Raw genomic sequence first — 20,053 nt, 5'->3', positions numbered from 1 at the left:
CGCTACCTATATCGCATTTTCAATCTGGTACAACAGCTTTTCTCTACGAACAGGCTTGGGTACATAAGCGTCCATGCCTGAATCGAAGCAGCGTTGAATGTCATCATCCACAACACTTGCCGTTAGCGCGATGATGGGAGTCTTAGGAAGACCTTTACTTGCTTCGTAGGCGCGTATTTGTCGCGAGGCTTCGAACCCATCCATGATCGGCATCATGCAGTCCATCAAAATGATGTCGAATCCACCATCTTTTTGGAACATTTCGACCGCAACCTGTCCGTTTTCGGCCACTTCAAATTGATAACCAGCTTTGGATAAAAGCAGCGAAGCGACTTTTTGATTTACTCGGTTATCTTCGACGAGCAAAATCCGTTCTGAGCGAATAGGCGTCACGGTCGCTTCTGATTGTTCAGCATGCGAGGTTTTTTCAGGAGTGTGAGTGGTGTTTGTTGCCAGTCGCTTTTCATCAGAAGCAATATTGGAAATGCGTAGTCCAATGGCTTTATCTAATTTCTCTTTCAACAAACCCGCTTTAAAAGGTTTGGGCACATAATCATCCATTCCAACATCAAAACACTTTTGAATGTCATCATCGACTACACTTGCTGTTAGCGCGATAATTGGGATTCTGATCGTCCGTTTTTCTTTTGCTTCAATTTGACGGATCATTTTGGTTGCTTCAAACCCATCCATCACCGGCATCATGCAATCCATTAGGATTAAGCAGTATTGATTCTGTTGAAACATATCTACGGCTTCTTCTCCGTTTACGGCGATATCAAAGTCGAAGCCCGCTTTTGTGACGTGTAATCCAGCGATTTTTTGATTGACGGTGTTGTCGTCGACCACCAAAATTTTGGGGAAAGTCTTAGCATTGGGTGTTGTCGTGTTCTCTTTGTTTGCTTGAGGGAAGTTTGCAGCACAAGTTTCAAGTGCTTTTACTAAGCGCTGTCCTAAGAGGGGTTGAGTGACCAATGCACTAATGCTGTTACCAAAATCACGCTGGGCACTATGAAGGTGTTTAATAAGACACACTCGAACATTTTGCATGCAAAGTCTTTTCATTTCACCTAGATGTTTGGCTGCGGTATTTGGAGAAGTTTCTACGTTGATAACAATGATGCGCTCGTTATCAATCCACGTTGGCAGAGCATCCAGTGTATTTACTGATTGCTGAACATTGATGTGGAAAAAGCTCAACTCGTCACGCAGCTTTTGCTCCAAAGTAGGGTTGTTGCAAACTATCCATATATCGTTGTGATTAAGGGAGTGATAGCCATTGAACTCTTGAGTCACAATTGGAGCCGTAAGTTCGAAGAAAAATCGGCTACCTTTGCCTTTCTCGGATTCAAGCTGAATCTCACCGCCCATCAACTCTACCAGCTGCGTGCTAATTGCAAGCCCGAGCCCTGTCCCTCCAAACTGTCGGGTGGTGGAGTTATCTTCTTGGGCGAAAGGAGCAAATATCTTCTTTTGTTGCTGCTCATCAATACCGATCCCTGAGTCTTTGACTGAAAACTCGATACTCGCTTCACCATTTTTGATTTCTCTAGTGATGACAGAGAGTTCAACGCAGCCTTGTTCGGTGAACTTTACGGCATTGGACATGAAGTTCATGATAATTTGGCGTATACGGTGATCATCCAACATAACGTGATAGGGCGTATTGCGGCTGATGCTGACTTGAACATCGATGCCTTTTTCTTTCGCTTTCGGGGAAATAATAGAAGCAATATCGTAGATGGATTCACGAACACAGGTTGAATGAGGGCTGATAAGCAACATACCAGATTCAATTTTAGAGAAGTCCAGAACGTCATTTATTAAGCTCAACAGTAATTGCGAGGAGGTTTCTATCGTGTCAACATAATCACGCTGTGTCGCCGTTAGTGGCGTGTCTGACAAAACTTCTGAAATGCCAATAACGCCGTTTAACGGGGTTCGAATCTCATGAGACATATTCGCCAGAAAGCTACTTTTGGCTTTGCTTGCCTCGATGGCATCATCTTTCGCCTTTTCAGCATCTTCTTTGGCTTGGGTTAACTTTTGTCTTGACTGCTCACGTTCATAACTCAGTTTTTTTACCTCTTTAGCAAACTTACTGAGCTCATCTTTCCCTTTGGTCAACTCTGTCAGTGGTGAGTTTTCATTGTTGTCCTCTTCGTAAGTGTCTCGGCTTAGGAATTCGAGGACTAAATTCAAGTTGCCAGTGACCTTACGCACTAACCTCAGGGTTAAACTCACAACCAGTAATGTCACGAGGCTCATTAGCGCAATGAAGCCAATGCGGTGCTGTGTTGTTTCACTGATCGTCTTGGATATATCCTTAATAAGTTGCTGTTCCATCTGGTCATCAACGTTACGTAATAAACTTAAGCGTTTATAAAGCGCAGATAACCCGTCATCTATTTGAGTGGGTGTCAATACTCTAAGGTTTGATGGCTGCAACAAATTGGCTCGAAATGCTTGGCTTTTAGCAAAGACATTATCGGTAAAGGTTTCGATGAGGAGGTTGACTTGCTGCTTATTCGCATTAAGTGTGACAAAGCGTTCGAACAGCAGTTGTTGGTTCTGGATTAATGATTGGATACTGGCTTGGATAGCTGGATCGTAAATCTGCCCCTGTTCTGTGGATTCCACTAAGTATTTGCTGAGTCTATGCTCTTCTGTTGACCAAAACATTAACCACTCAAGCTGCATCAATGAGGAGAGGTGAGTGTTGGTTTCATAACTTACATGGCTGAAATAGACTCTATCCAAACTCAAAAGAATCTCTTTGAATGTGTCGGCACGCCACTCAGCAGCATCTAACTTATCTTCTGTATTATTGGACGAGAGCATTGACAGTGTTGCTTCTTCGAAATTCGTGAGCTGATTTAATATATCGGCATTGTCACCAAAAACAGGTGAAGCTGTATCTTGTAAAGTTTGAACGAGTTGGCGGGTTTCTTGAGCGTTGTTCACGACCTTTGGATCGCTCGTCAAATAATACAGTGAGGAAACACGATCTATATATTGGGAGAAGAGTTGTGCTTTTTGAAGTTCTTGAGCTTGGATAGAGAGGTTTTGTACATGTTTGCCCGCCAGAAGCAATAACAATAAGATTGGTAGTAGGACCAATCCAAAAAGTTTCTGCTTTACAGACAGGTTGTTCCAAGCAAATATCCCGACCACACGCGTTTCCATATCCAAAGAGTTGATATGAAAAGTGTAGTGTACCTATCTCAAATGTTAGATTTTAAGAGGAAATTCATACTTGTGAGATGGCGAAGTGTGACCGATATTGCAGAACGAATCCCCTTTAATTCAATGAACGCGATAAATTATTCAGTTAAGCATAGTTGCTGGCGGTTGAGTCATCTATTGCTTGGCGTTGTTGCTCAAACTCTATGATTTCTTCTGCCGGCACCGGCCTACCCAAGAAAAAGCCTTGAACAACGTCGCAGTGAAGTGATTCCATCCTTGTTAGTTGGGTCTGGGTTTCTATGCCTTCAGCTACCACTCTCATTCTTAGGTTATGAGCCATGGATATAATCGCACGGATTAATGAATCATCTTGTTCATTTTTTTGGATTTGAGCGATAAATGAACGGTCAATTTTAAGTCCATCAAACGACATTTGTTGTAGGTAGGCGAGGGCAGAGTACCCAGTTCCAAAATCATCTAGCCACACTTCTACGCCGTTATCTTTTAATTTTTTGAGCACGTACTGCGCTTTCTCAATATCATCAATAAACAGAGACTCTGTCACTTCAACATGAATGGTTTGAGGGGGGACTTGATATTGTTGTAAATATTTCGAAAAGAGCTGACTTAAATCTTGGCGGTAGATCTGCCTAGGAGACAAATTTAATGCGATATGAAAATCAGCAGCGAAATGATCCGCCCATTGTGCTCGCTGGCTAATTGCTGTCTCGATGAGGTATTCACCAAGCTCTAAAATTAAGTCACTTTGTTCTGCAATCGGGATAAATAATTCTGGGCTGATATAACCCTTCTCCGGGTGATTCCACCTAACCAATGCTTCGACACCAATCAACTGGTAGGTGTTGAGGTCGAACTGGGGTTGATACCAAAGCTCGAACTGAGATAAATCACGTATTGAGCGGCGCAGTTCCTTTTCTATGTATAAGCGCTGCTTCACGGTCTCATCAAACACGGAATCGTATATCGTCATGATATCTTTGCCGCGTCGTTTAGATTCTTGCGCCGCCAGTGAGGAGAGTTGTAAAAGAGACTCTGCGTTTGAGCCAAATTCCGGATACACCGCTACTCCAAGGCTTGCCGTAATTTGAATATCGTTCTCTTCCAAATTAAAAGGAGAAAGCAATTGGCGATGAATATCGTCCGCTTTTTCTCTAGCGTGGAGGCTGTCTTTGCATGGAAAGACCAGCACAAATTCGTCAGCGCCGACTCGGCTTACGATGGTTGAAAGACGGTAAAGAGGCTGGAAGTAACTCGGTAAACGACCTTGAAGTTCTGAGGCGAGATGACCTAGCAATTTATCTCCGATGCTATGCCCGTAGTTATCGTTAATATGTTTAAAGTCATCCAGATCAATAAAAACAACCGCGAGTGAGGGTGATTTGCGGTTCGTTATTTGCTTTTGGATATCAATGAGCAACTTTTCTCGGTTAGGCAGGGAGGTAAGAATGTCGTGATACGCCATGAACTCTACCCGGCTTGTGTATCTGTTCACTTTGTTCGACATTTTGTTATACGCCGAAATAAGATCACCCACTTCATCTTTACTTTTTATATCAGTGATTGGCAGTGCTTGAGTATTTGACTCTGTAAATTGTTCTTTAAGTTGTTTGAGTGGTTTTATTAATGAGCGACCTAAAGCATACGCGATGGCACTTCCGAGCAGAACGGATATCGCACTGATCGTGAGCAGCAAGTTAAACATCTTTTGCTTATCGTTTGAGGTAAGCGCTTGTACTTGAGCAATGTTTTGTTCTTTCTCTTCTAATAGATGTGCTAGGTTGAGTTCAAGATACACCGCGCCCAGTGTGATATTCGATTGCTGAATCGGTGCCGCAATTTCTAATTGATGTTTAGAAAAAGAAATGAGAATTCTAGACTCTTCTATTGCTTTTAAAATAAAGCGAGAACGGTAATGAGGCTGGGCAAACATACTCAGCTGAGTCGTACCGTCGTGAAAGATTAGCCCTTCATTATCAACAACGTGTATCTTCGAGACATCTGGTTGGCTTAATGTTGCTTTAATCTGCTCGTATGCTTGGCTGATATTATCCGTATAGAGTGGGTCAAAAAGTTGCTTTGATAATAACTCTGCGTAAACCAATCCTTTTTGCTTGACGTAAGACTCTGTTTTTTCTTGTGAGTTCTCGGTGATTTGGCGGGTTAAGTTATTTGAGTACGTATCGTAACCATGCATATATAGTGCGAGGTTTATCACTACGACAAACAGGACAACAAAAATGGTCGAGCAAATGTATTTAGTTTCGAGTGAGAGTTTATGGAACATCAATCCACCTTCGGTAACAAGTGAATAGATGTTCGAACGGTATTTAAGGACGCGGACATTTCTGGCGTTAGAGCGGTGATCTTTTTCGTGTTTTGGAACTGTTTAAGTGCTAGGGCACCTTGCTGAGATGCCTCCATACCGAGCAATATTGACGTGATTTTATGTTGCTGATCTTGGCTTAAGGTCGGAGAGGCGAGAATTAAGTCTCTAGGTATTTCTACCGAGCGAGCGAAAATCGTTAGTTTGCCTTTCATGCTTTCTGGAAGATCTTTAGGGTTGCTCCAATTGAAATTGCTGAACGCTCCTGCTGCGACTCTCTGCTTATACACCCATACTGAAAGGTTGATTTCATTCGATTGAGCCAAGTGCTCGTCAAGGAATAAATATCCAATACTGTCTTTGGCTGGTTTGTCATCGGAGGAGGGGAGGTATTCTAATTTCTCCCCTTGATTAAGCAGTGTAATAGCGGGTAAGTAATAGCTGCTGGTGGATGTACGCTTTTCAAAAACAAGTGTTTTTCCGCGCAGGTCAGAAATCGACTCGATACCACTCTCTTTGTGGGTAAAGAATACCGTATGATATTTTTGTAAACCTTTTTTCCAGCGTATGGCAATGGCTTGGCTACCAGACTCTGCCTCGAGGGTCATTGCATTGAAGGGGGTGGCTGTTGCAATTTGAACGGTGCCATTTTCAAGTGCCACCGCGAGCTGGCGATAATTTTTAAATACTTTTACAGCACCCTTGGTGTATCCGTATTCAGCCAAACCATTGGTCACGTACTGCGTGAAAGGCGTCGACTTTTTGATTTTGCTTTGAGCTTTATTGGAAACAATGCCAAACGTGAATGTTTTTTCAATATTTTCTTGTGCACTGACGACAAAAGGCGAACTCAGCAAAGTGAGTGATAACAGAGTGCAGGCAGGTTTCATCCGGCTTCAACTTCCTTCTGGTGCATGTCAGTAATATTTAGCATTTATCAATGCGCCCCAAATCAATAGTAAAAACAGTATGATGTACAAATTTCGTTTTACTAGCGCACTTTTATAACGTGACTTGGTCACTTATTCTGTTCAAATAGTACCGAATTTGAAGTTTATGTACAGGATGAATGTTTCACCGTGGGTTTTAATTCACTGGATTCTTAGTCAAGTTCAGTAGTGTCTGTGAGCGAGTACACCCTCTTTATCATGATGTCGTGTTAAGAAAATCTCTCCAATTGCTTTTGATATTTTTTCTCGAGTGCTTCATTACCTGCTGCACGTTCAAGTTGAATCATGAGCTGTAAAGAGGGTTTCTTAACGCCATACATTTGATTAAATCTCATTAATCGAATTCTGGCTTCAGTGTAATTGCCGCTATCAATTTCTAGCTTGGCTAGCTGCAAAATAGATTTTGGCCTATGAGGGTCATGATCAATAGCTCGGGCGAAGTAGTATTTCGCTTTGTCTTTATCTTGTGACTTCAACGCGCAAAATGCGGCGTTTTCATAACTGGCCGGAATGAGATAGTAATAAGGCTGCTCAATGGCTCGATTAAACATTTGATCGGCTTTCTCGAAGTCACCCCGCTTGCAAAGAAAGGTGCCGTAGTTATTGAGCACGTTACCGTTTTTGGTGTGTTGGCGTAGAGAGCGTTTATACATTTGCTCGGCTTTAGCATCTTCGCCAACCGTTTCATAGTAGTGAGCCATCGATAACTGAGCACGATAGTATTGAGGTGCGTGGGTTAAGGCTTGTTGCAAGTTATCATGCGCGCGAATCATATTGCCGCCTTCTAAATAACCTAGGCCAAGTGCGATACGTGATTCTGCCATTGCTACAGGATCGGCTTTAACGACAGGGCTACCATCTTCTTTCACCGTCACGCAGCCCACAAGTGCAAACTGAGAGATTAATAGTAGTGCACCGAGCTTTGTTGTTTTCATTCTTTGTCCCTACATCCCTGAATCTCCCAGCATGATATGAATTACGTAGCAAAAGCCTATTGAGGAAAAAACACTATGCGATCAGGTTTGCAAACTGGTATGAAAAAGCCGCCATATGGCGGCTTGGTTCACATATTACATTTAGGCATCATAAGCGCTTTGTTTGCGTGCTTTGAGGTTAATCGTCTTTAGTAAAAGCGTCTTCACTGAAGTGATCAAGATCATAAGGTGTTTGCTGGTAAACGCAGTAGTTCAGCCAGTTTAAAAAGAGGAGATGTCCATGACTTCTCCAACTGGCAATTGGTGGATTATCAGGATTGTTGTTTGGATAGTAGTTGACGGGAATGGCTGGTTCCATGCCTTCGCTTAAATCGCGGATATATTCGTTATGTAAGGTATGCGAATCGTATTCAGGATGCCCAGTAACAAACACATTTCTCTTGTCTTTTGTTGTAGCTAAATAAACACCTGCAACATCCGATGTGGCTAGGATGTCTAAGTCGGTATGTTCTTCTAAAAAGTGAGGTGAAAAGTCGGCATAGCGTGAATGAGGCGCTAAAAATGTGTCATCAAACCCACGTAACATAGGATGGAATTGATGATGAATCTGGTGATGGTACACGCCTGAAAGTTTCTCTTTACGCGTTTTTTTAGGTAGATCGTAGAGCAACTTCAGTCCTGCTTGTGCTGCCCAGCAGACATAAAGAGTCGATGTCACATGATCTTTTGCCCATTCCATGATGGTTTTTAGGTGGTCCCAATAAATGACATCTTCAAATTGAACCAAACCTAGTGGGGCACCAGTAATGATCATGCCATCGAAATTTTTATCTCTCACCATTTCAAATTGACGATAAAAAGTATCCAAATGTTCGGTTGGCGTATTTTTGCTTGGGCGGTTATCAATGCGTAACAACTCGACATTGACTTGTAATGGGCTGTTTGAGAGTAGACGCAAAAACTGAGTTTCAGTTTCTATTTTTTTGGGCATCAGATTCAGGATCAGCACTCGTAAAGGACGTATTTCCTGACTCGCAGCACGCGTTTCACTCATTACGAAGATGTTCTCTGTCCTTAGCACATCGGTAGCTGGTAGTTGATCTGGAATTCTAATTGGCACGACTTTCTCTCCCTAAGTATAGTCAATCTAGACGTCTATACTTCTAAAGCTAACTTAATTAAGTTTAGATGTCGATACGAAATATGACTTTTCAATCTACTCTTTACATTATGGTAAACCGAGCTCGAAGCTGTCACACAATTGTGACTAGAGCGGAGTTTCTGATGAGATATGTTTGAAACGCTGGTCGTACTATTTGCTGGTAATTATGTGATCACGTTAATATGCGAAAGTGACTTCGTTGTAAGGAAGTCTCAGATTAATGAGCCATACTAAAAACAATCAGCTCACCAATATGCATTAAAGTGTGTATTTGGAAACATCGTCAGTGGAGGACATTATGTTCGGTATTTTTAAAAGAAAGACAAAAATTCAGAGCATCGCTCAAGAGGTTCCTAGCGTACTATTGCGCTTGTTTGGCGATAAAGACACTTATACGCCGAAAGAAATTGATCAAGCCCTTCAAGAGCTTGGTTATGATAAGAGCAAGGATCTAAGTCATTATCAGTATGCCTATGGAATGTTTGCCAATGAACCTTCTTACGAGCAGTTAGGGTTGACGGATGAGTTAGGTAATTATGGTCACTTTCAACGAGAAGTGGGCAAGATGCTGCTCAATACACCAGAGCCAATTGATATGCACATCTACTTTGAAATTGCTCGGCAGCACCAAAAAGCAGGCCTGTCGCTTACTCATCAAGAAGTGAGTGAAAGCGATGGCGTGTGAATGTCTCTATATTCAAGTGATCACGCTGTGAATCCTGCATTTTGAAGCCGCTTGAGTAAGAGGTATTCCATCGAGAGATGAGTTGGGTATAATGCGCGACCTAATTATCCGGACGTGTTGTCGGTTACATTTCTGTTGAGCGTTAATGCCTTATGTTCAAAATGCTTGTCTCTATGCCACCAATGTTGGCGCTGTCGATCGCGATTGTATGTGAAGTGATTGCCACTTCCTATATTCCCAAAACAGAGCAATTTACGAAAATGATGCCGAGTACAGTCGTTCTGATTGGTTACGGCATTGCTTTCTTCTTGCTTTCCGTCACGGTAAAAACGATGCCTGTTGGGGTTGTTTACGCCATATGGAGTGGGGCGGGTATTGTTTTAGTTGCGACGGTTGGCTACTTTGTTTATGGACAGCGGCTAGATTTGCCGGCGCTTGTTGGCATTGGGTTTATCCTCACTGGTGTGATGATTGTTAACCTGTTATCCAAGACTGTAGGACACGGATAACTAACACAACTAGTGATGCCAAATAAAAAGCCGTAGCGAGAAATTGCTGCGGCTTTTTAATGTCAATCCAATAGTTAACTTACTAGTACCTCAAGCATTTTGCTTTGTTGACGATGTTTTCGATTGCGATACATCACGGCGGCGAACGCTGGGAGGCTAAATGCGATAAATCCTAATATCAGTGCATATGCACCAGTTTTTGCGCTAATTCCTGCTGGCACGTCAAAAGATACAACAATCGTCACCAAGCAACTCATCAAGCCTAATCCTGCCACTAAGCACATTCCTATTTTTCCGCCCGCAACTCGAAATGGGCGCTCAATATCTGCGTGTTTGTAGCGTGAGACCAAAAAGCTAACAAAAATACAGATGTACATCACCATATAGAGCTGAGTCATCAGGATATTCAATAACCACATGCCTTGATTGACGTTAGGAACAAAAATGAAAACCAAAGAGAGCACGCTAACAATCGTGCCTTGCAAGAGCAACAATGAGACGGGGGCTTGGTTGCGGTTTTCTTTGGCGAGCGACATCGGCATGAAACTATCTTTTGCGGCAACATGCAGACTTTTAGTTGGGGCGATTATCCAGTTATTCAGGCTTGCAAGCGTGCCAAAAACAATAGCAAGGGCAATGACAGGCAGCAGGAATGAGAGGTGCAGATCATCAAAAAAAGCTTTGAAGGCAAGTATCACTCCTTCACTCAAACTAGAATGGTCACTTGAGACGACCGAAGAAATAGACAGTGAGCACGCCGTCAGAGAAACCAAGATTAAGATTGTGGAGATCAGCAGAGCTTTGGGATAGGCTTTTTGCGGATTTTCGACTTCGCTTGCATAAGAGGTCGTGATTTCAAGGCCTGTCAGTGAAAGAACTACCGCAGTAAAACCCGCTCCGATCCCATCTTGAGAAAGGTCCGGCAACCAGTCAGATACGTGGCGAAGCGAGATATGAGACTCACCAGAGTGGGTATACGCCCAGTACCCGCCTAATCCGATAATCAATAGAATCGGAAATATCAAACCTAGGGTGCCGAATACATTTGTAATCAGGGAAGAGAGGCGCAAGCCAAAGATATTAACTAAAGTTAACGCCCAAAAAATCACATTAATCATCAACAACATAAACATGTTGTTTTGCGCCAGATCTGGGAAAAAAGGGTAGGCTCCCGTTGCAACAATGAATGAAATTAAAGGTGGATAGTAAACAATATTTTCAGCGTATTGATACCACACGGTGGCAAAGCCAAAGTTTGGCCCTAGTGTTTCTTTGCCCCAAAGATATACACCACCTTGCTCTGGATAAGTGGTACTTAGCTCAGCACACACTAGCGCTGTAGGGACAAAAAAACAGAGTCCAGCAAGTAAGAAGAAAGAAATGGCATGGCTACCAAACAAAGCCGCCCCAGGAATGTTCCTTATGCTGTCGACCGAAGTTACGGTAATCATGATGATAGAGAAAACACTCAATTTAACGGCGGATTTAACGATATTGCTCATTCGATACCTTTAATGGATGAGCGCACAACTTCTAGGTTGTAAAAGTAGCGTGCTACAAGTAAGACTCGCGTATTGTAGGTTCCTCATAAATAGTGGGTATATAGCGAAAAACGGTATGTATTTATCCGAAAATGAGCTGAAAACAACGCGCTTTATTTCCATGGGATATAAACGAGTGATATGTCGGATAAATAAACACTTATAGCGATAAATTAGAACCTTTAGGTAAAGGTTTGACTTTCCCCTAAGGTCAAGGAGTACATTAACGCCATATCGAAATGAAACGATGGAGAAACACAATGGGATGCTGTAACCAAGCGCCAAAAGGTGGCACCGGAAAGTTGTCTTACTTATTCAGGGTAATGGTTATCATGTTTATTGTTATTTTCATGATAGCTGCATTATGGGGTTAAAAAAACACCATTATCTAGCGCATTGAAAACACAAAGTTATGTTTGTCCAAACTTTATGAAAGTGCGGTAGATTAATCACTCCAATCGATGTTAACGTGGTGATTCATCTTTGCTGCTTTTTCATCCCCCTACATATTTCTGCAAAGTTCTTATTGTGTAGTGTGTCGAAGAACCATAGAATCCGCGCGCTTTAATTTATGTTATTAGCGCTATCAATGATAAAAGTGCAGTCCATTATCATTGTTTTTATCACTTATAGATGGGCACATCTGACAATACTCACATGAATAAATACCAAAAGCCTGAATTCAAGGCTGAATTTCTTTTGCCTCGTTACTGGGGAACCTTAATTATCATCAGCGTAATGTACTTACTCAGTCTCCTTCCTTTCAAAGTTCAGTTAGCGTTAGGACGTGGCATTGGCCGTTTAGCTATGCGAATCATGAAAAAACGTCAAGTTACGATTAGGCGCAATCTTGAGCTTTGCTTTCCTCAGATGGAAGAATGCCAACGCGAAGCAATTTTAAAAGACAATATCGACAATACAGGTATTGCGCTATTTGAGACGGCGATGGCATGGTTTTGGTCTGATAAACGGGTAAACAAACACGTTACGATAAAAGGAATGGAGCACCTCGAGGCTTTAGAAAAATCAGGCAAAGGGGCATTAATGTTGGCCGTACACTCGATGAACTTAGAGTTAGGTGCTCGTGCTTTTGGCATTAAAAAGTCTGGAACTGGTGTTTATCGCCCAAACAACAATCCGTGTTTTGATTACTTTCAATACAAGGGGCGTTCTCGCTCTAATCGTACGCTTATTGATCGCAAGAACGTTAAAGCCATGCTTGAAGCGCTTAGAACGGGTGAGCGGGTCTGGTATGCACCGGATCATGATTATGGAAACCGACGCTCAACGTTTGCGCCATTATTTGCCGTTAAAAATGCTTGCACGACGACAGGTACAAGTCTGCTGGTTGATTCGACAGATTGTGCCATCGTGCCTTTTACGATGGTAAGAGGAAAGGACGGACACTATACCTTGACGATTAGTGCGCCAGTCGACGGTTTCCCGAAAGAAGATCCTCAAGGTGCGGCAGTTTTCGTGAATAAGATAGTTGAAACGTCAATCATGGCAAGTCCGAGCCAATATATGTGGCTTCACCGTCGGTTTAAAACCAGACCTGAAGGCGAGGATTGTTTGTACAAGCCCAGACTTATCCCTAGCTTGGCATAGCATAGAAAGAGCTTAAAAAAGCCCAAGGAACATACGAACCTTGGGCTTTTACGTTCTATTCTTTTTCTATTTACAAGTAGCGGCCTTTTAGGTGCGCTTGGAAGTGCTTAGCATTTAGTGTTTCACCCGTTGCTTCTCTTACGAGATCATCTGTTGTTAATAAGCTGCCTTTACTCCAGATGTTCTTCGACAGCCAATGGAATATCGGCGTCAGATCGCCAGAGCGAATAACCGCGTCCACATCTACTGTTTGCTTCATTGCGGCCATGAACTGGGCTGCGTACATCGCACCGAGAGTGTAGGACGGGAAATATCCAAAACTTCCATCCGTCCAATGAATGTCCTGCATACAACCGTTTTTGAAATTGCCTTCCGTTGAGAGTCCCAAATACGCTTTCATTTTTTCGTTCCAGAGCTCTGGTACGTCTGTATGCTTGATGGCACCGTTCATAAGATCACGTTCAATCTCATATCGAAGAATAACGTGGGCAGGGTATGTTAATTCGTCCGCATCTACGCGAATAAAGCCTTTCCCTACGCGAGTGTAGATTTTGGCTAGATTGTCTTTTTCAAACTCATCTCCAGAAAAATGCTTGGAAGCCATGTGAGCAAGATGGTCGATAAATGCGTTGTTTCGTCCTATTTGCATTTCAAAGAAGAGCGACTGTGACTCATGAATTCCCATAGAGCGGGCTTGACCAGCTGGTGTTCCTGCTAAATCTTTTGGTAGCCCTTGCTCGTATCGGGCATGGCCAGTTTCGTGGACGATCCCCATCAATGATTGGACAAACTCGCTTTCATCATAACGTGTTGTAATACGCACATCTGTTGGCACACCGCCACAAAATGGATGGACACTTTCATCAAGCCGACCGTGTTCAAAATCGAATTGAAGTAGCTTCATGACTTCCAGTCCCAGCGCTTTTTGTTTTTCCGCAGGGTAGTGCGCAGTTGGCAATAAGATGTTGTCTGATTGCTGTTTTTCAAGCGCTTCGTCTATCAAGGAAGGTAGCCACGTTTTTACGTCAGCAAAAAGCGTGTCTAACGATGCAGACGTTGTGCCTGGTTCATAAATATCAAGCATGGCATCGTAAGGCGTTGTGCCGTTTGCTTCGGCTCTAATTTGCGCTTCTTCTTGCGATAGCTTGACGACTTCTGCCCAGTTCTTTTCAAAGCCAGACCAGTCATTTTCTCCTCGTTGCGTACGCCATGCATGTTCACATTTGGAGCCAGCAAGAGATTGAGCTTGAACTAATGATTCTGGTAGCAAGTTAGCTTGTTGCCATTCACGTTTCATTTCTCGTAGGATGGACTTTTCACTTGCAGATAGCGTCTCTTCTTCTGCCTGAGCGAAAAGCTCGCCCAAGTGTGGCTGAGTCATCAATGAGTGGATGTGTACATCAAGTTCTGCCATAGCATTGGAGCGTGCTTCAGCGCCACCAGATGGCATGACCGCTGCTTGGTCCCAACCTATGATGGCAGAGAGGTGCTCAAAGTTTGCCACTTTTTTGGAATGTTCAATGAGTTTTGTAAATGCTTTCATGTGACTACTCTTATTCTTTTGTTCTTTCCCTAAACACCCGATAACGGGTCCTTTACGTCGAGTTGCACGAAACAACCTGCGTTAATTTACTAATAATTAACAATTAATCGTCACTCATTGTCCATAAATTCACTCAGTTGTATAGCTCTCTTAAAAAAGAAGCTTGCGAATCTCGTGGATTGACGGTATTGATGACGGATTAACAATTAATTATCACGATAATATGGATATCTTGAATTTTGAGGCATTTATTATTGCCATCACTATTTTAACGCTAACGCCGGGTTTAGATACGGCCCTTGTTATCCGTAATACCAGTCGCGCGGGTTTAAAAGACGGATGTACAACCAGTTTAGGGATTTGCTTTGGCTTATTTGTGCATGCTTTCTTTTCAGCGGTTGGAATTTCGGCCATTCTGGCGCAATCTGCAGAGTTGTTCCAAATCGTAAAAATGATTGGTGCAGCTTATCTTATTTGGCTTGGTCTGAGCAGTTTAAAAGCCCTGATGTCGTCGAAGAATGGTTTGTCAGTGACTGAGCAGGTTCATGAAGTGTTTAATGGCAAACGCTCTTTTAGAGAGGGCTTTCTTTCTAACGTCTTGAACCCAAAAACGGCAGTTTTCTACTTGGCGTTCTTGCCACAGTTTGTGAATCCAGAAGGTTCTCCTTTGTTTCAATCAATGATGATGGCATCCGTGCACTTTATTATTGCGATGGTTTGGCAGTGTGGTTTGGCTGGCGCACTTAACTCAGCTAAGAGCCTGTTAAAGAATGCAAGCTTTATGAAGTGGATGGAAGGGGCGACGGGCGCTGTCTTAGTCGCACTTGGCGTAAAGTTATTGATTGAAAAGCCCGTGTAATGCGCAATATTTACCACCTTTTGATATTGCTCGTTGTGTTTATTACTGGCGTGGTTGGTGCCATTGTTTGGCAGACATGGCCACAGGTACAGTTTGCGCAACGTGGCATGACCTGGTCTTGGCACTGGGGCTATTTCGAGCCATTTTCCAATGGAATACAACAGACGCGAACTCAAGATACGAAACAGCTGTTACTTCGACGTGTGTATATGAATGACGGTATTGTCGTTTTTGTCTCGACAACAATGGACAATAAATTTGAAGTTGATGTTGTAAAAGAGCAAAGCTGCGAACCTAAAACGACAACTTGGGCTTCAGTATCCGTCAACCATCAACGCATGAGACATGTGCCGATGGTTTGTGATGCACTGGGGCAGAGCTACTTTTATCGCTACATCGGGAAGCATCTTGAATCGATTGAAGTTGGGGTTGGAGATTCGTTCGTAACAGAGGCGTTTTCAGACTGGCCGCTATCAGAGCTGAAGTCGGATCAATTCAAGCAAAAAAATGCGAAGTTTTTTCAAGAACGTGGAGAAAAGGTTGAGCATCAATGGTTGAGAGATTAACCGCTTAACTTAAGATAAAATAAAGCCCGCTGAATACCAGCGGGCTTTATGTTTTTACCATTTCCAATTTACTTTCAGCGATTGACGGTTCATTACTGAACACTTGTCATGTCACTAAGCTTTTACTGCTTCAATTTCATCAGATTGCGATGCTGAGCTAAAGAACAGCTTGGTTTCTGCCAGCACGACGTGACGCAGTGCGATCAAACCGATTAGGTTAGGAATCGCCATCAGACCATTTACGATATCGGCGAGTAGCCAAATCATGTCTAGATGGAGGAACGCGCCTGATGCCACCAAAGCAACGAAAATCAGCTTATAAGGAAGCACCGCTTTTGTACCAAAGAGGAACACAACGCAACGCTCACCGTAGTAGTTCCATCCAAGAATGGTTGTGAATGCAAAAAACATCAAACCAATTGACACCAGCATTGGGCCAAATGTATCCGCATTCAAACCTACCGCAAAGGCATGAGTCGTCATTGCTGCACCAGAAAAGTCGCTTTGCCATGCGCCAGTAAGGATCAACGCTAGGCCCGTCATGGTACAAATAATGATGGTATCAAAGAAGGTACCTGTCATTGAAATCAGGCCTTGTTTCACACAAGAGTCTGTTTTCGCTGCCGCTGCTGCCATAGGCGCGCTACCCAAACCAGATTCGTTTGAGAATACGCCACGAGCGATACCTGATTGGATCGCCAGCATGATACTTGCACCTAAGAAACCGCCAGTCGCTGCTGTTGATGTAAATGCTGATACCAACACTAATTCAACGGCGTTGAACAATTGGTCTGCATTCATGATGATCACGCTTAAACACGCCAACACGTAAAATACAGCCATGGTAGGAACCACTTTTCCTGCAACGTTAGCAATGGATTTGATGCCACCCAAAGTTACGAAAGCAACCAAAAGAGTCAGTACAAAGGCAGAGAGCTCACGGTCAACACCGAGAGATATCTCACTTGCATCCAGAATCGCGTTTACTTGTGGAAACGTACCAATACCAAAACAAGCAACACCCAAAGCAAACACTGCAAACATGATCGCGAGGGCTTTTGAGCCAACACCGTATTGCAGATAGTACATTGGGCCACCAATCATTTGGCCTTTATCATCTACTCTTCGGTATTTAACCGCTAACAAACATTCGGCGTATTTAGTCGCCATTCCGAAAAGGGCGGCGAGCCACATCCAGAATAGGGCACCTGGTCCACCAAGTTTGATCGCGGTGGCAACACCAACAATGTTACCAGTACCAATCGTTGCTGAGAGCGCAGTACAAAGTGCTGCAAAGCTAGAAACGTCACCTTGTTTATCAGATGACTTATCTTTACTGAATACCATCGCTAGCGCTGTTGGGAGATGTTTAAACTGGATCAAGCCGAGGCTAAAAGTGAAGTAAACACCGGTACCCACTAGCAAAATAAGCAGTGGTGGACCCCAGACAAAATTATCGATGGTTTGTAGTAAAGATTGTAGGTCGTTCATGATTTCCCCTTAATAAAACAACTAATAAGGAGAAGAGGGAAAGGACGAGATCAACGATCTCTAAAAGAACTAAGCTATTGGTTGTAGGCGGGAAGGCCAAGCAAAATAGTTAGGTTGTAACTTTCCACTCCTCTGTCCTTTTGCCTGAGAGTTTCACCTTGCGTGAGTGCAAGACTTGCTCCTTCGGCGACCGATTTAACGGTTCTCTCCAGAGGTTCCTCCAACTACAGTCCCCGCTACCTAGGTAGCACCTGAAATAGTTAATTCTTCGGCGAGTTATGCTAATCAAATGTTAAAATTTGATTAATAACCACTCTCCTGCAGTCTTCATCGGAACAATTACTCAATTAAATGAGTAAAGGTTAGTTAATGATGCTGGTCATCATTAACGTGTGAACTCTATCATGTTTTTGGTCCATTTCAACACCCTATGTCAATTTATTTTCAACGAAATAACCCCCACTTATTTTCACGAAGCTATGTTTACCAAGTTTTTTGTGTGAGCAACTGCATAAACAAAACTCATTGGGCTAGGGAATAGAACCAAGAACACACTTCAGAACGATAAATATGTTTCGATTATTACGGCATAAGTTATTCAATTGAGAACACAAATTTGATTAAAATCGAAGCACTTATTTTAAAATCTACGCTAAGTTGACCTTATGGGGCGTATAAATGAGTTACAATAAATCTTTGTGAAACCGTCTATGGACCTAGGCAGTTTTTCATGAGTGGACAAGGAGGCGGTATGACCAGATTATTAGCCATTGCGGTGTTGATTGCAGTAGCATTTGTGCTGTTTCGTTATCGAACCAATGAAAAAGTCCAAAAAGCGACCGTTATAACATTAATTGGCGCCTTTCTGATTTATACAGCATCGATTATGTTTGCGGAATTGATCCGCTAGCAAAGTAAAAGAGTCCTTGGAGTAGTATACGGTGAGTTCTCAGAACAAGATGGAAGAACAAGACGACGTTGTTGTCATTGAAGAGCGTGACAAACGTACTCATATCTATATCGCGATTGCTGCGGTATTAGGCTTGGCATTTGGTGGCCTTGTTGGATCGATTGTCACTGCGAACAAGTGGGAATCGACTTATCATGTGCTAGAAGAAAAATACCAAGCGTTGACGCAAGATAAAACGCAGTTGGTGTCTCAAGTAAAAGTGCGCGAAGAAGCGCTCGACCAAGAAATACAAGATAAAGTCACTGAACTGCTCGTTGCGAAAGATGAAGCGCACGAGAAAGCGCTTAAGAAGTTACAAAAGCAATTGACTGAGGTCGAGAAAGTTAACTTGTCGCTAGAGTCTCAATTGAAACAACAGGCAGATAAGATCAATACGACGAAGTCGGAAAATGAGAAGTTGAGTCGTCAAGCGGATATGCAAGCGACTATCTTTGAACGATCGCGCGAGGTGTTTCAAAAAGAGCTGAAAATTTCGCAAGAATTGGAGTCTCTAGAGAAAGAAAGGGCGAAATTATTGCCTAAGATCGAGAAACTCAAAAAAGAGTGTGATGTATTTTTGGAAGGTAAATCTTGGGACGTGAAATCGGACGCGTGTGATAAACACGATGAAGCCAATTCACGACTAAGTCAGGTCGATCAAATGATTGAAGTTTATAAAATGGATCTCAAGCAAATCAAAGCAATAACTGAAGATATCGGCCTCTAGATCTTTTATACCTGATTTTGGAAAGTAAAAGGAGCTCTTTAAGAGCTCCTTTTTCGTTGCTAGCTTTAAACTCGGGAGCTAGCGTTTATTCTTAGATACGCGAGGCGTCATAGCCTGAAGCAAGCAGCAATTCTCGCTCATGTTTAATCAGTTGGGCGCGATCTTCAATCAGTTCATTGAGAGCTAGTGAGGGCTTGCCTGCTAAAGCCTTGAACGACTCAAAAGATTCCGCGGTGTCGATTTTTTCAATCATCTGACTGATGACATTACGAGCCTCACACGGGTTACTCGTAGTGGTAAAGTATTCCACTTGCTTTGCTGCCGATTTCATCTCTGTCAACAGCTCAAGTGGGCTGCTCTCTTTTGCTACCGCCATGTAGTTATCCAGCACGCGCTTTGCATAAAGCAGTTCTTTGAGGGGGATATCTCTTCCACTCTCGATTAGAGATTCGCTAAGGATCATACTTGAGCTCATGGGCATTCCTTCTTATATACTACGCAGCTTTTGATGTTTCCCTGAGTCTAATTTATTGAAGTCACATTGGGAATGGGTAAAAAGCATTTTTAACGCATTTTTATTCACTAATAAAAACGCGAATGCGATGTTTATCCGGATCGGTAGCCACAAAATTTAAGCCATACACCGAAGTCATTGGTGGTTGAGCAAACTCAACGCCCATGTTTTTCCAACTGTTGTAAACGTGCTCTAACGTATGGCGGTTGCGCACTGCAAATGATAACTCGGTGCCACCACCTTTGATGTCGCTGGAAGGGGAAAGAACATCACTTTGCTTGAGTGTCAGTTTTAAGCCATTTGCGAGTGGCATAGAAGCAAATGTTGGAGACAAAAACGTGACCTCACAATCAAACAGTTTCGAGTAAAAAGCTTGGCTTACGTGGATGTCCTCAACATAGAGGACGAATGAATTGATAGTTAGCATGGTCTGTTTCTCAATTTACTAGAAGTATGAGGTTGAATCTAACGGAAGGGTAAGACA

17 protein-coding genes and 1 riboswitch are annotated in these 20,053 nt (G+C 42.9%); of the genes, 7 read left to right on the top strand and 10 right to left on the bottom strand.

What is annotated here, in order from left to right; all coding sequences use genetic code 11:
* Positions 1-6: 6 nt before the first annotated feature.
* From L3V27_RS09845 to metA, 5 genes are all read right to left on the bottom strand, one after another.
* On the bottom strand, positions 7-3,186 hold the full coding sequence (locus L3V27_RS09845; protein ID WP_237311741.1) for a response regulator: 3,180 nt from the start codon (positions 3,184-3,186) through the stop codon (positions 7-9).
* 145 nt (positions 3,187-3,331) lie between these two features.
* Positions 3,332-5,491, bottom strand: coding sequence for a GGDEF domain-containing phosphodiesterase (locus L3V27_RS09840; RefSeq protein ID WP_237311740.1), 2,160 nt, complete (start codon positions 5,489-5,491; stop codon positions 3,332-3,334).
* The gene (locus tag L3V27_RS09835; RefSeq protein WP_065646792.1) at positions 5,491-6,420 is read right to left on the bottom strand and encodes a phosphate/phosphite/phosphonate ABC transporter substrate-binding protein; all 930 of its coding nucleotides are present in this window, start codon (positions 6,418-6,420) and stop codon (positions 5,491-5,493) included. The genes L3V27_RS09840 and L3V27_RS09835 overlap by 1 nt, the downstream gene beginning before the upstream one ends.
* A gap of 269 nt (positions 6,421-6,689) precedes the next feature.
* A complete protein-coding gene (pilW, locus tag L3V27_RS09830) occupies positions 6,690-7,415 on the bottom strand; it encodes a type IV pilus biogenesis/stability protein PilW (protein ID WP_053807335.1) in 726 nt (241 codons plus the stop codon).
* 178 nt (positions 7,416-7,593) lie between these two features.
* The gene (gene metA, locus L3V27_RS09825) at positions 7,594-8,535 is read right to left on the bottom strand and encodes a homoserine O-succinyltransferase (protein ID WP_006741610.1); all 942 of its coding nucleotides are present in this window, start codon (positions 8,533-8,535) and stop codon (positions 7,594-7,596) included.
* A 340-nt stretch (positions 8,536-8,875) separates the two neighbouring features.
* Between metA and L3V27_RS09820 the strand changes: the two genes are divergently transcribed.
* Together L3V27_RS09820 and L3V27_RS09815 are read left to right on the top strand one after the other, a co-directional pair.
* Positions 8,876-9,262: a hypothetical protein gene (locus L3V27_RS09820; RefSeq protein WP_065646791.1), complete on the top strand. Its 387-nt coding sequence runs from the start codon at positions 8,876-8,878 to the stop codon at positions 9,260-9,262.
* A gap of 152 nt (positions 9,263-9,414) precedes the next feature.
* A complete protein-coding gene (locus L3V27_RS09815) occupies positions 9,415-9,771 on the top strand; it encodes an SMR family transporter (RefSeq protein WP_005393429.1) in 357 nt (118 codons plus the stop codon).
* A gap of 74 nt (positions 9,772-9,845) precedes the next feature.
* Here L3V27_RS09815 and L3V27_RS09810 read toward each other — a convergent pair whose 3' ends face one another.
* Positions 9,846-11,273, bottom strand: a complete 1,428-nt coding sequence (locus L3V27_RS09810) for an APC family permease (protein WP_237311739.1) — start codon at positions 11,271-11,273, stop codon at positions 9,846-9,848.
* Between the two features lie 696 nt (positions 11,274-11,969).
* Here L3V27_RS09810 and L3V27_RS09805 point away from each other — a divergent pair.
* A complete protein-coding gene (locus L3V27_RS09805; protein WP_041853039.1) occupies positions 11,970-12,920 on the top strand; it encodes an LpxL/LpxP family Kdo(2)-lipid IV(A) lauroyl/palmitoleoyl acyltransferase in 951 nt (316 codons plus the stop codon).
* Between the two features lie 70 nt (positions 12,921-12,990).
* Here L3V27_RS09805 and L3V27_RS09800 read toward each other — a convergent pair whose 3' ends face one another.
* Positions 12,991-14,463, bottom strand: a complete 1,473-nt coding sequence (locus L3V27_RS09800) for a carboxypeptidase M32 (protein ID WP_237311738.1) — start codon at positions 14,461-14,463, stop codon at positions 12,991-12,993.
* Between the two features lie 223 nt (positions 14,464-14,686).
* Between L3V27_RS09800 and L3V27_RS09795 the strand changes: the two genes are divergently transcribed.
* Entirely contained in the window at positions 14,687-15,322 is a 636-nt protein-coding gene (locus tag L3V27_RS09795) for a LysE family translocator (protein WP_237311737.1), read from the top strand.
* Complete coding sequence (locus tag L3V27_RS09790) at positions 15,322-15,888, top strand: hypothetical protein (protein ID WP_005393418.1); 567 nt, start codon at positions 15,322-15,324, stop codon at positions 15,886-15,888. Before L3V27_RS09795 ends, L3V27_RS09790 begins: the two co-directional genes overlap by 1 nt.
* Positions 15,889-16,002: 114 nt before the next feature.
* Here L3V27_RS09790 and L3V27_RS09785 read toward each other — a convergent pair whose 3' ends face one another.
* Positions 16,003-17,379, bottom strand: a complete 1,377-nt coding sequence (locus L3V27_RS09785) for a sodium:alanine symporter family protein (RefSeq protein WP_104971631.1) — start codon at positions 17,377-17,379, stop codon at positions 16,003-16,005.
* 122 nt (positions 17,380-17,501) lie between these two features.
* Positions 17,502-17,601: riboswitch (glycine riboswitch) on the bottom strand.
* A 529-nt stretch (positions 17,602-18,130) separates the two neighbouring features.
* Here L3V27_RS09785 and L3V27_RS09780 point away from each other — a divergent pair.
* The gene (locus tag L3V27_RS09780; protein WP_005377784.1) at positions 18,131-18,289 is read left to right on the top strand and encodes a hypothetical protein; all 159 of its coding nucleotides are present in this window, start codon (positions 18,131-18,133) and stop codon (positions 18,287-18,289) included.
* Positions 18,290-18,320: 31 nt separating this feature from the next.
* On the top strand, positions 18,321-19,055 hold the full coding sequence (locus tag L3V27_RS09775) for a hypothetical protein (protein WP_012841883.1): 735 nt from the start codon (positions 18,321-18,323) through the stop codon (positions 19,053-19,055).
* A 91-nt stretch (positions 19,056-19,146) separates the two neighbouring features.
* Here the strand turns inward: L3V27_RS09775 and L3V27_RS09770 are convergent, their stop codons facing one another.
* Together L3V27_RS09770 and L3V27_RS09765 are read right to left on the bottom strand one after the other, a co-directional pair.
* The gene (locus L3V27_RS09770) at positions 19,147-19,530 is read right to left on the bottom strand and encodes a hypothetical protein (RefSeq protein WP_012841882.1); all 384 of its coding nucleotides are present in this window, start codon (positions 19,528-19,530) and stop codon (positions 19,147-19,149) included.
* Between the two features lie 100 nt (positions 19,531-19,630).
* Complete coding sequence (locus L3V27_RS09765; RefSeq protein ID WP_005393412.1) at positions 19,631-19,996, bottom strand: VOC family protein; 366 nt, start codon at positions 19,994-19,996, stop codon at positions 19,631-19,633.
* Positions 19,997-20,053: the final 57 nt, after the last annotated feature.

This window comes from Vibrio sp. J2-3(2022) (assembly GCF_021725735.1).
Classification (GTDB): Bacteria; Pseudomonadota; Gammaproteobacteria; order Enterobacterales; family Vibrionaceae; genus Vibrio; species Vibrio diabolicus.
This window is presented reverse-complemented; position numbering and strand designations above follow the sequence as displayed.

Coding starts and splice junctions, on each gene's coding strand:
- L3V27_RS09820 (WP_065646791.1), top strand. CDS start 8,876: ATGTTCGGTATTTTTAAAAGAAAGACAAAAATTCAGAGCATCGCTCAA.
- L3V27_RS09800 (WP_237311738.1), bottom strand. CDS start 14,463: ATGAAAGCATTTACAAAACTCATTGAACATTCCAAAAAAGTGGCAAAC.
- L3V27_RS09815 (WP_005393429.1), top strand. CDS start 9,415: ATGTTCAAAATGCTTGTCTCTATGCCACCAATGTTGGCGCTGTCGATC.
- pilW (WP_053807335.1), bottom strand. CDS start 7,415: ATGAAAACAACAAAGCTCGGTGCACTACTATTAATCTCTCAGTTTGCA.
- L3V27_RS09845 (WP_237311741.1), bottom strand. CDS start 3,186: ATGGAAACGCGTGTGGTCGGGATATTTGCTTGGAACAACCTGTCTGTA.
- L3V27_RS09795 (WP_237311737.1), top strand. CDS start 14,687: ATGGATATCTTGAATTTTGAGGCATTTATTATTGCCATCACTATTTTA.
- L3V27_RS09810 (WP_237311739.1), bottom strand. CDS start 11,273: ATGAGCAATATCGTTAAATCCGCCGTTAAATTGAGTGTTTTCTCTATC.
- L3V27_RS09835 (WP_065646792.1), bottom strand. CDS start 6,420: ATGAAACCTGCCTGCACTCTGTTATCACTCACTTTGCTGAGTTCGCCT.
- L3V27_RS09780 (WP_005377784.1), top strand. CDS start 18,131: ATGACCAGATTATTAGCCATTGCGGTGTTGATTGCAGTAGCATTTGTG.
- L3V27_RS09770 (WP_012841882.1), bottom strand. CDS start 19,530: ATGAGCTCAAGTATGATCCTTAGCGAATCTCTAATCGAGAGTGGAAGA.
- L3V27_RS09785 (WP_104971631.1), bottom strand. CDS start 17,379: ATGAACGACCTACAATCTTTACTACAAACCATCGATAATTTTGTCTGG.
- L3V27_RS09840 (WP_237311740.1), bottom strand. CDS start 5,491: ATGTTCCATAAACTCTCACTCGAAACTAAATACATTTGCTCGACCATT.
- L3V27_RS09765 (WP_005393412.1), bottom strand. CDS start 19,996: ATGCTAACTATCAATTCATTCGTCCTCTATGTTGAGGACATCCACGTA.
- L3V27_RS09805 (WP_041853039.1), top strand. CDS start 11,970: ATGAATAAATACCAAAAGCCTGAATTCAAGGCTGAATTTCTTTTGCCT.
- L3V27_RS09790 (WP_005393418.1), top strand. CDS start 15,322: ATGCGCAATATTTACCACCTTTTGATATTGCTCGTTGTGTTTATTACT.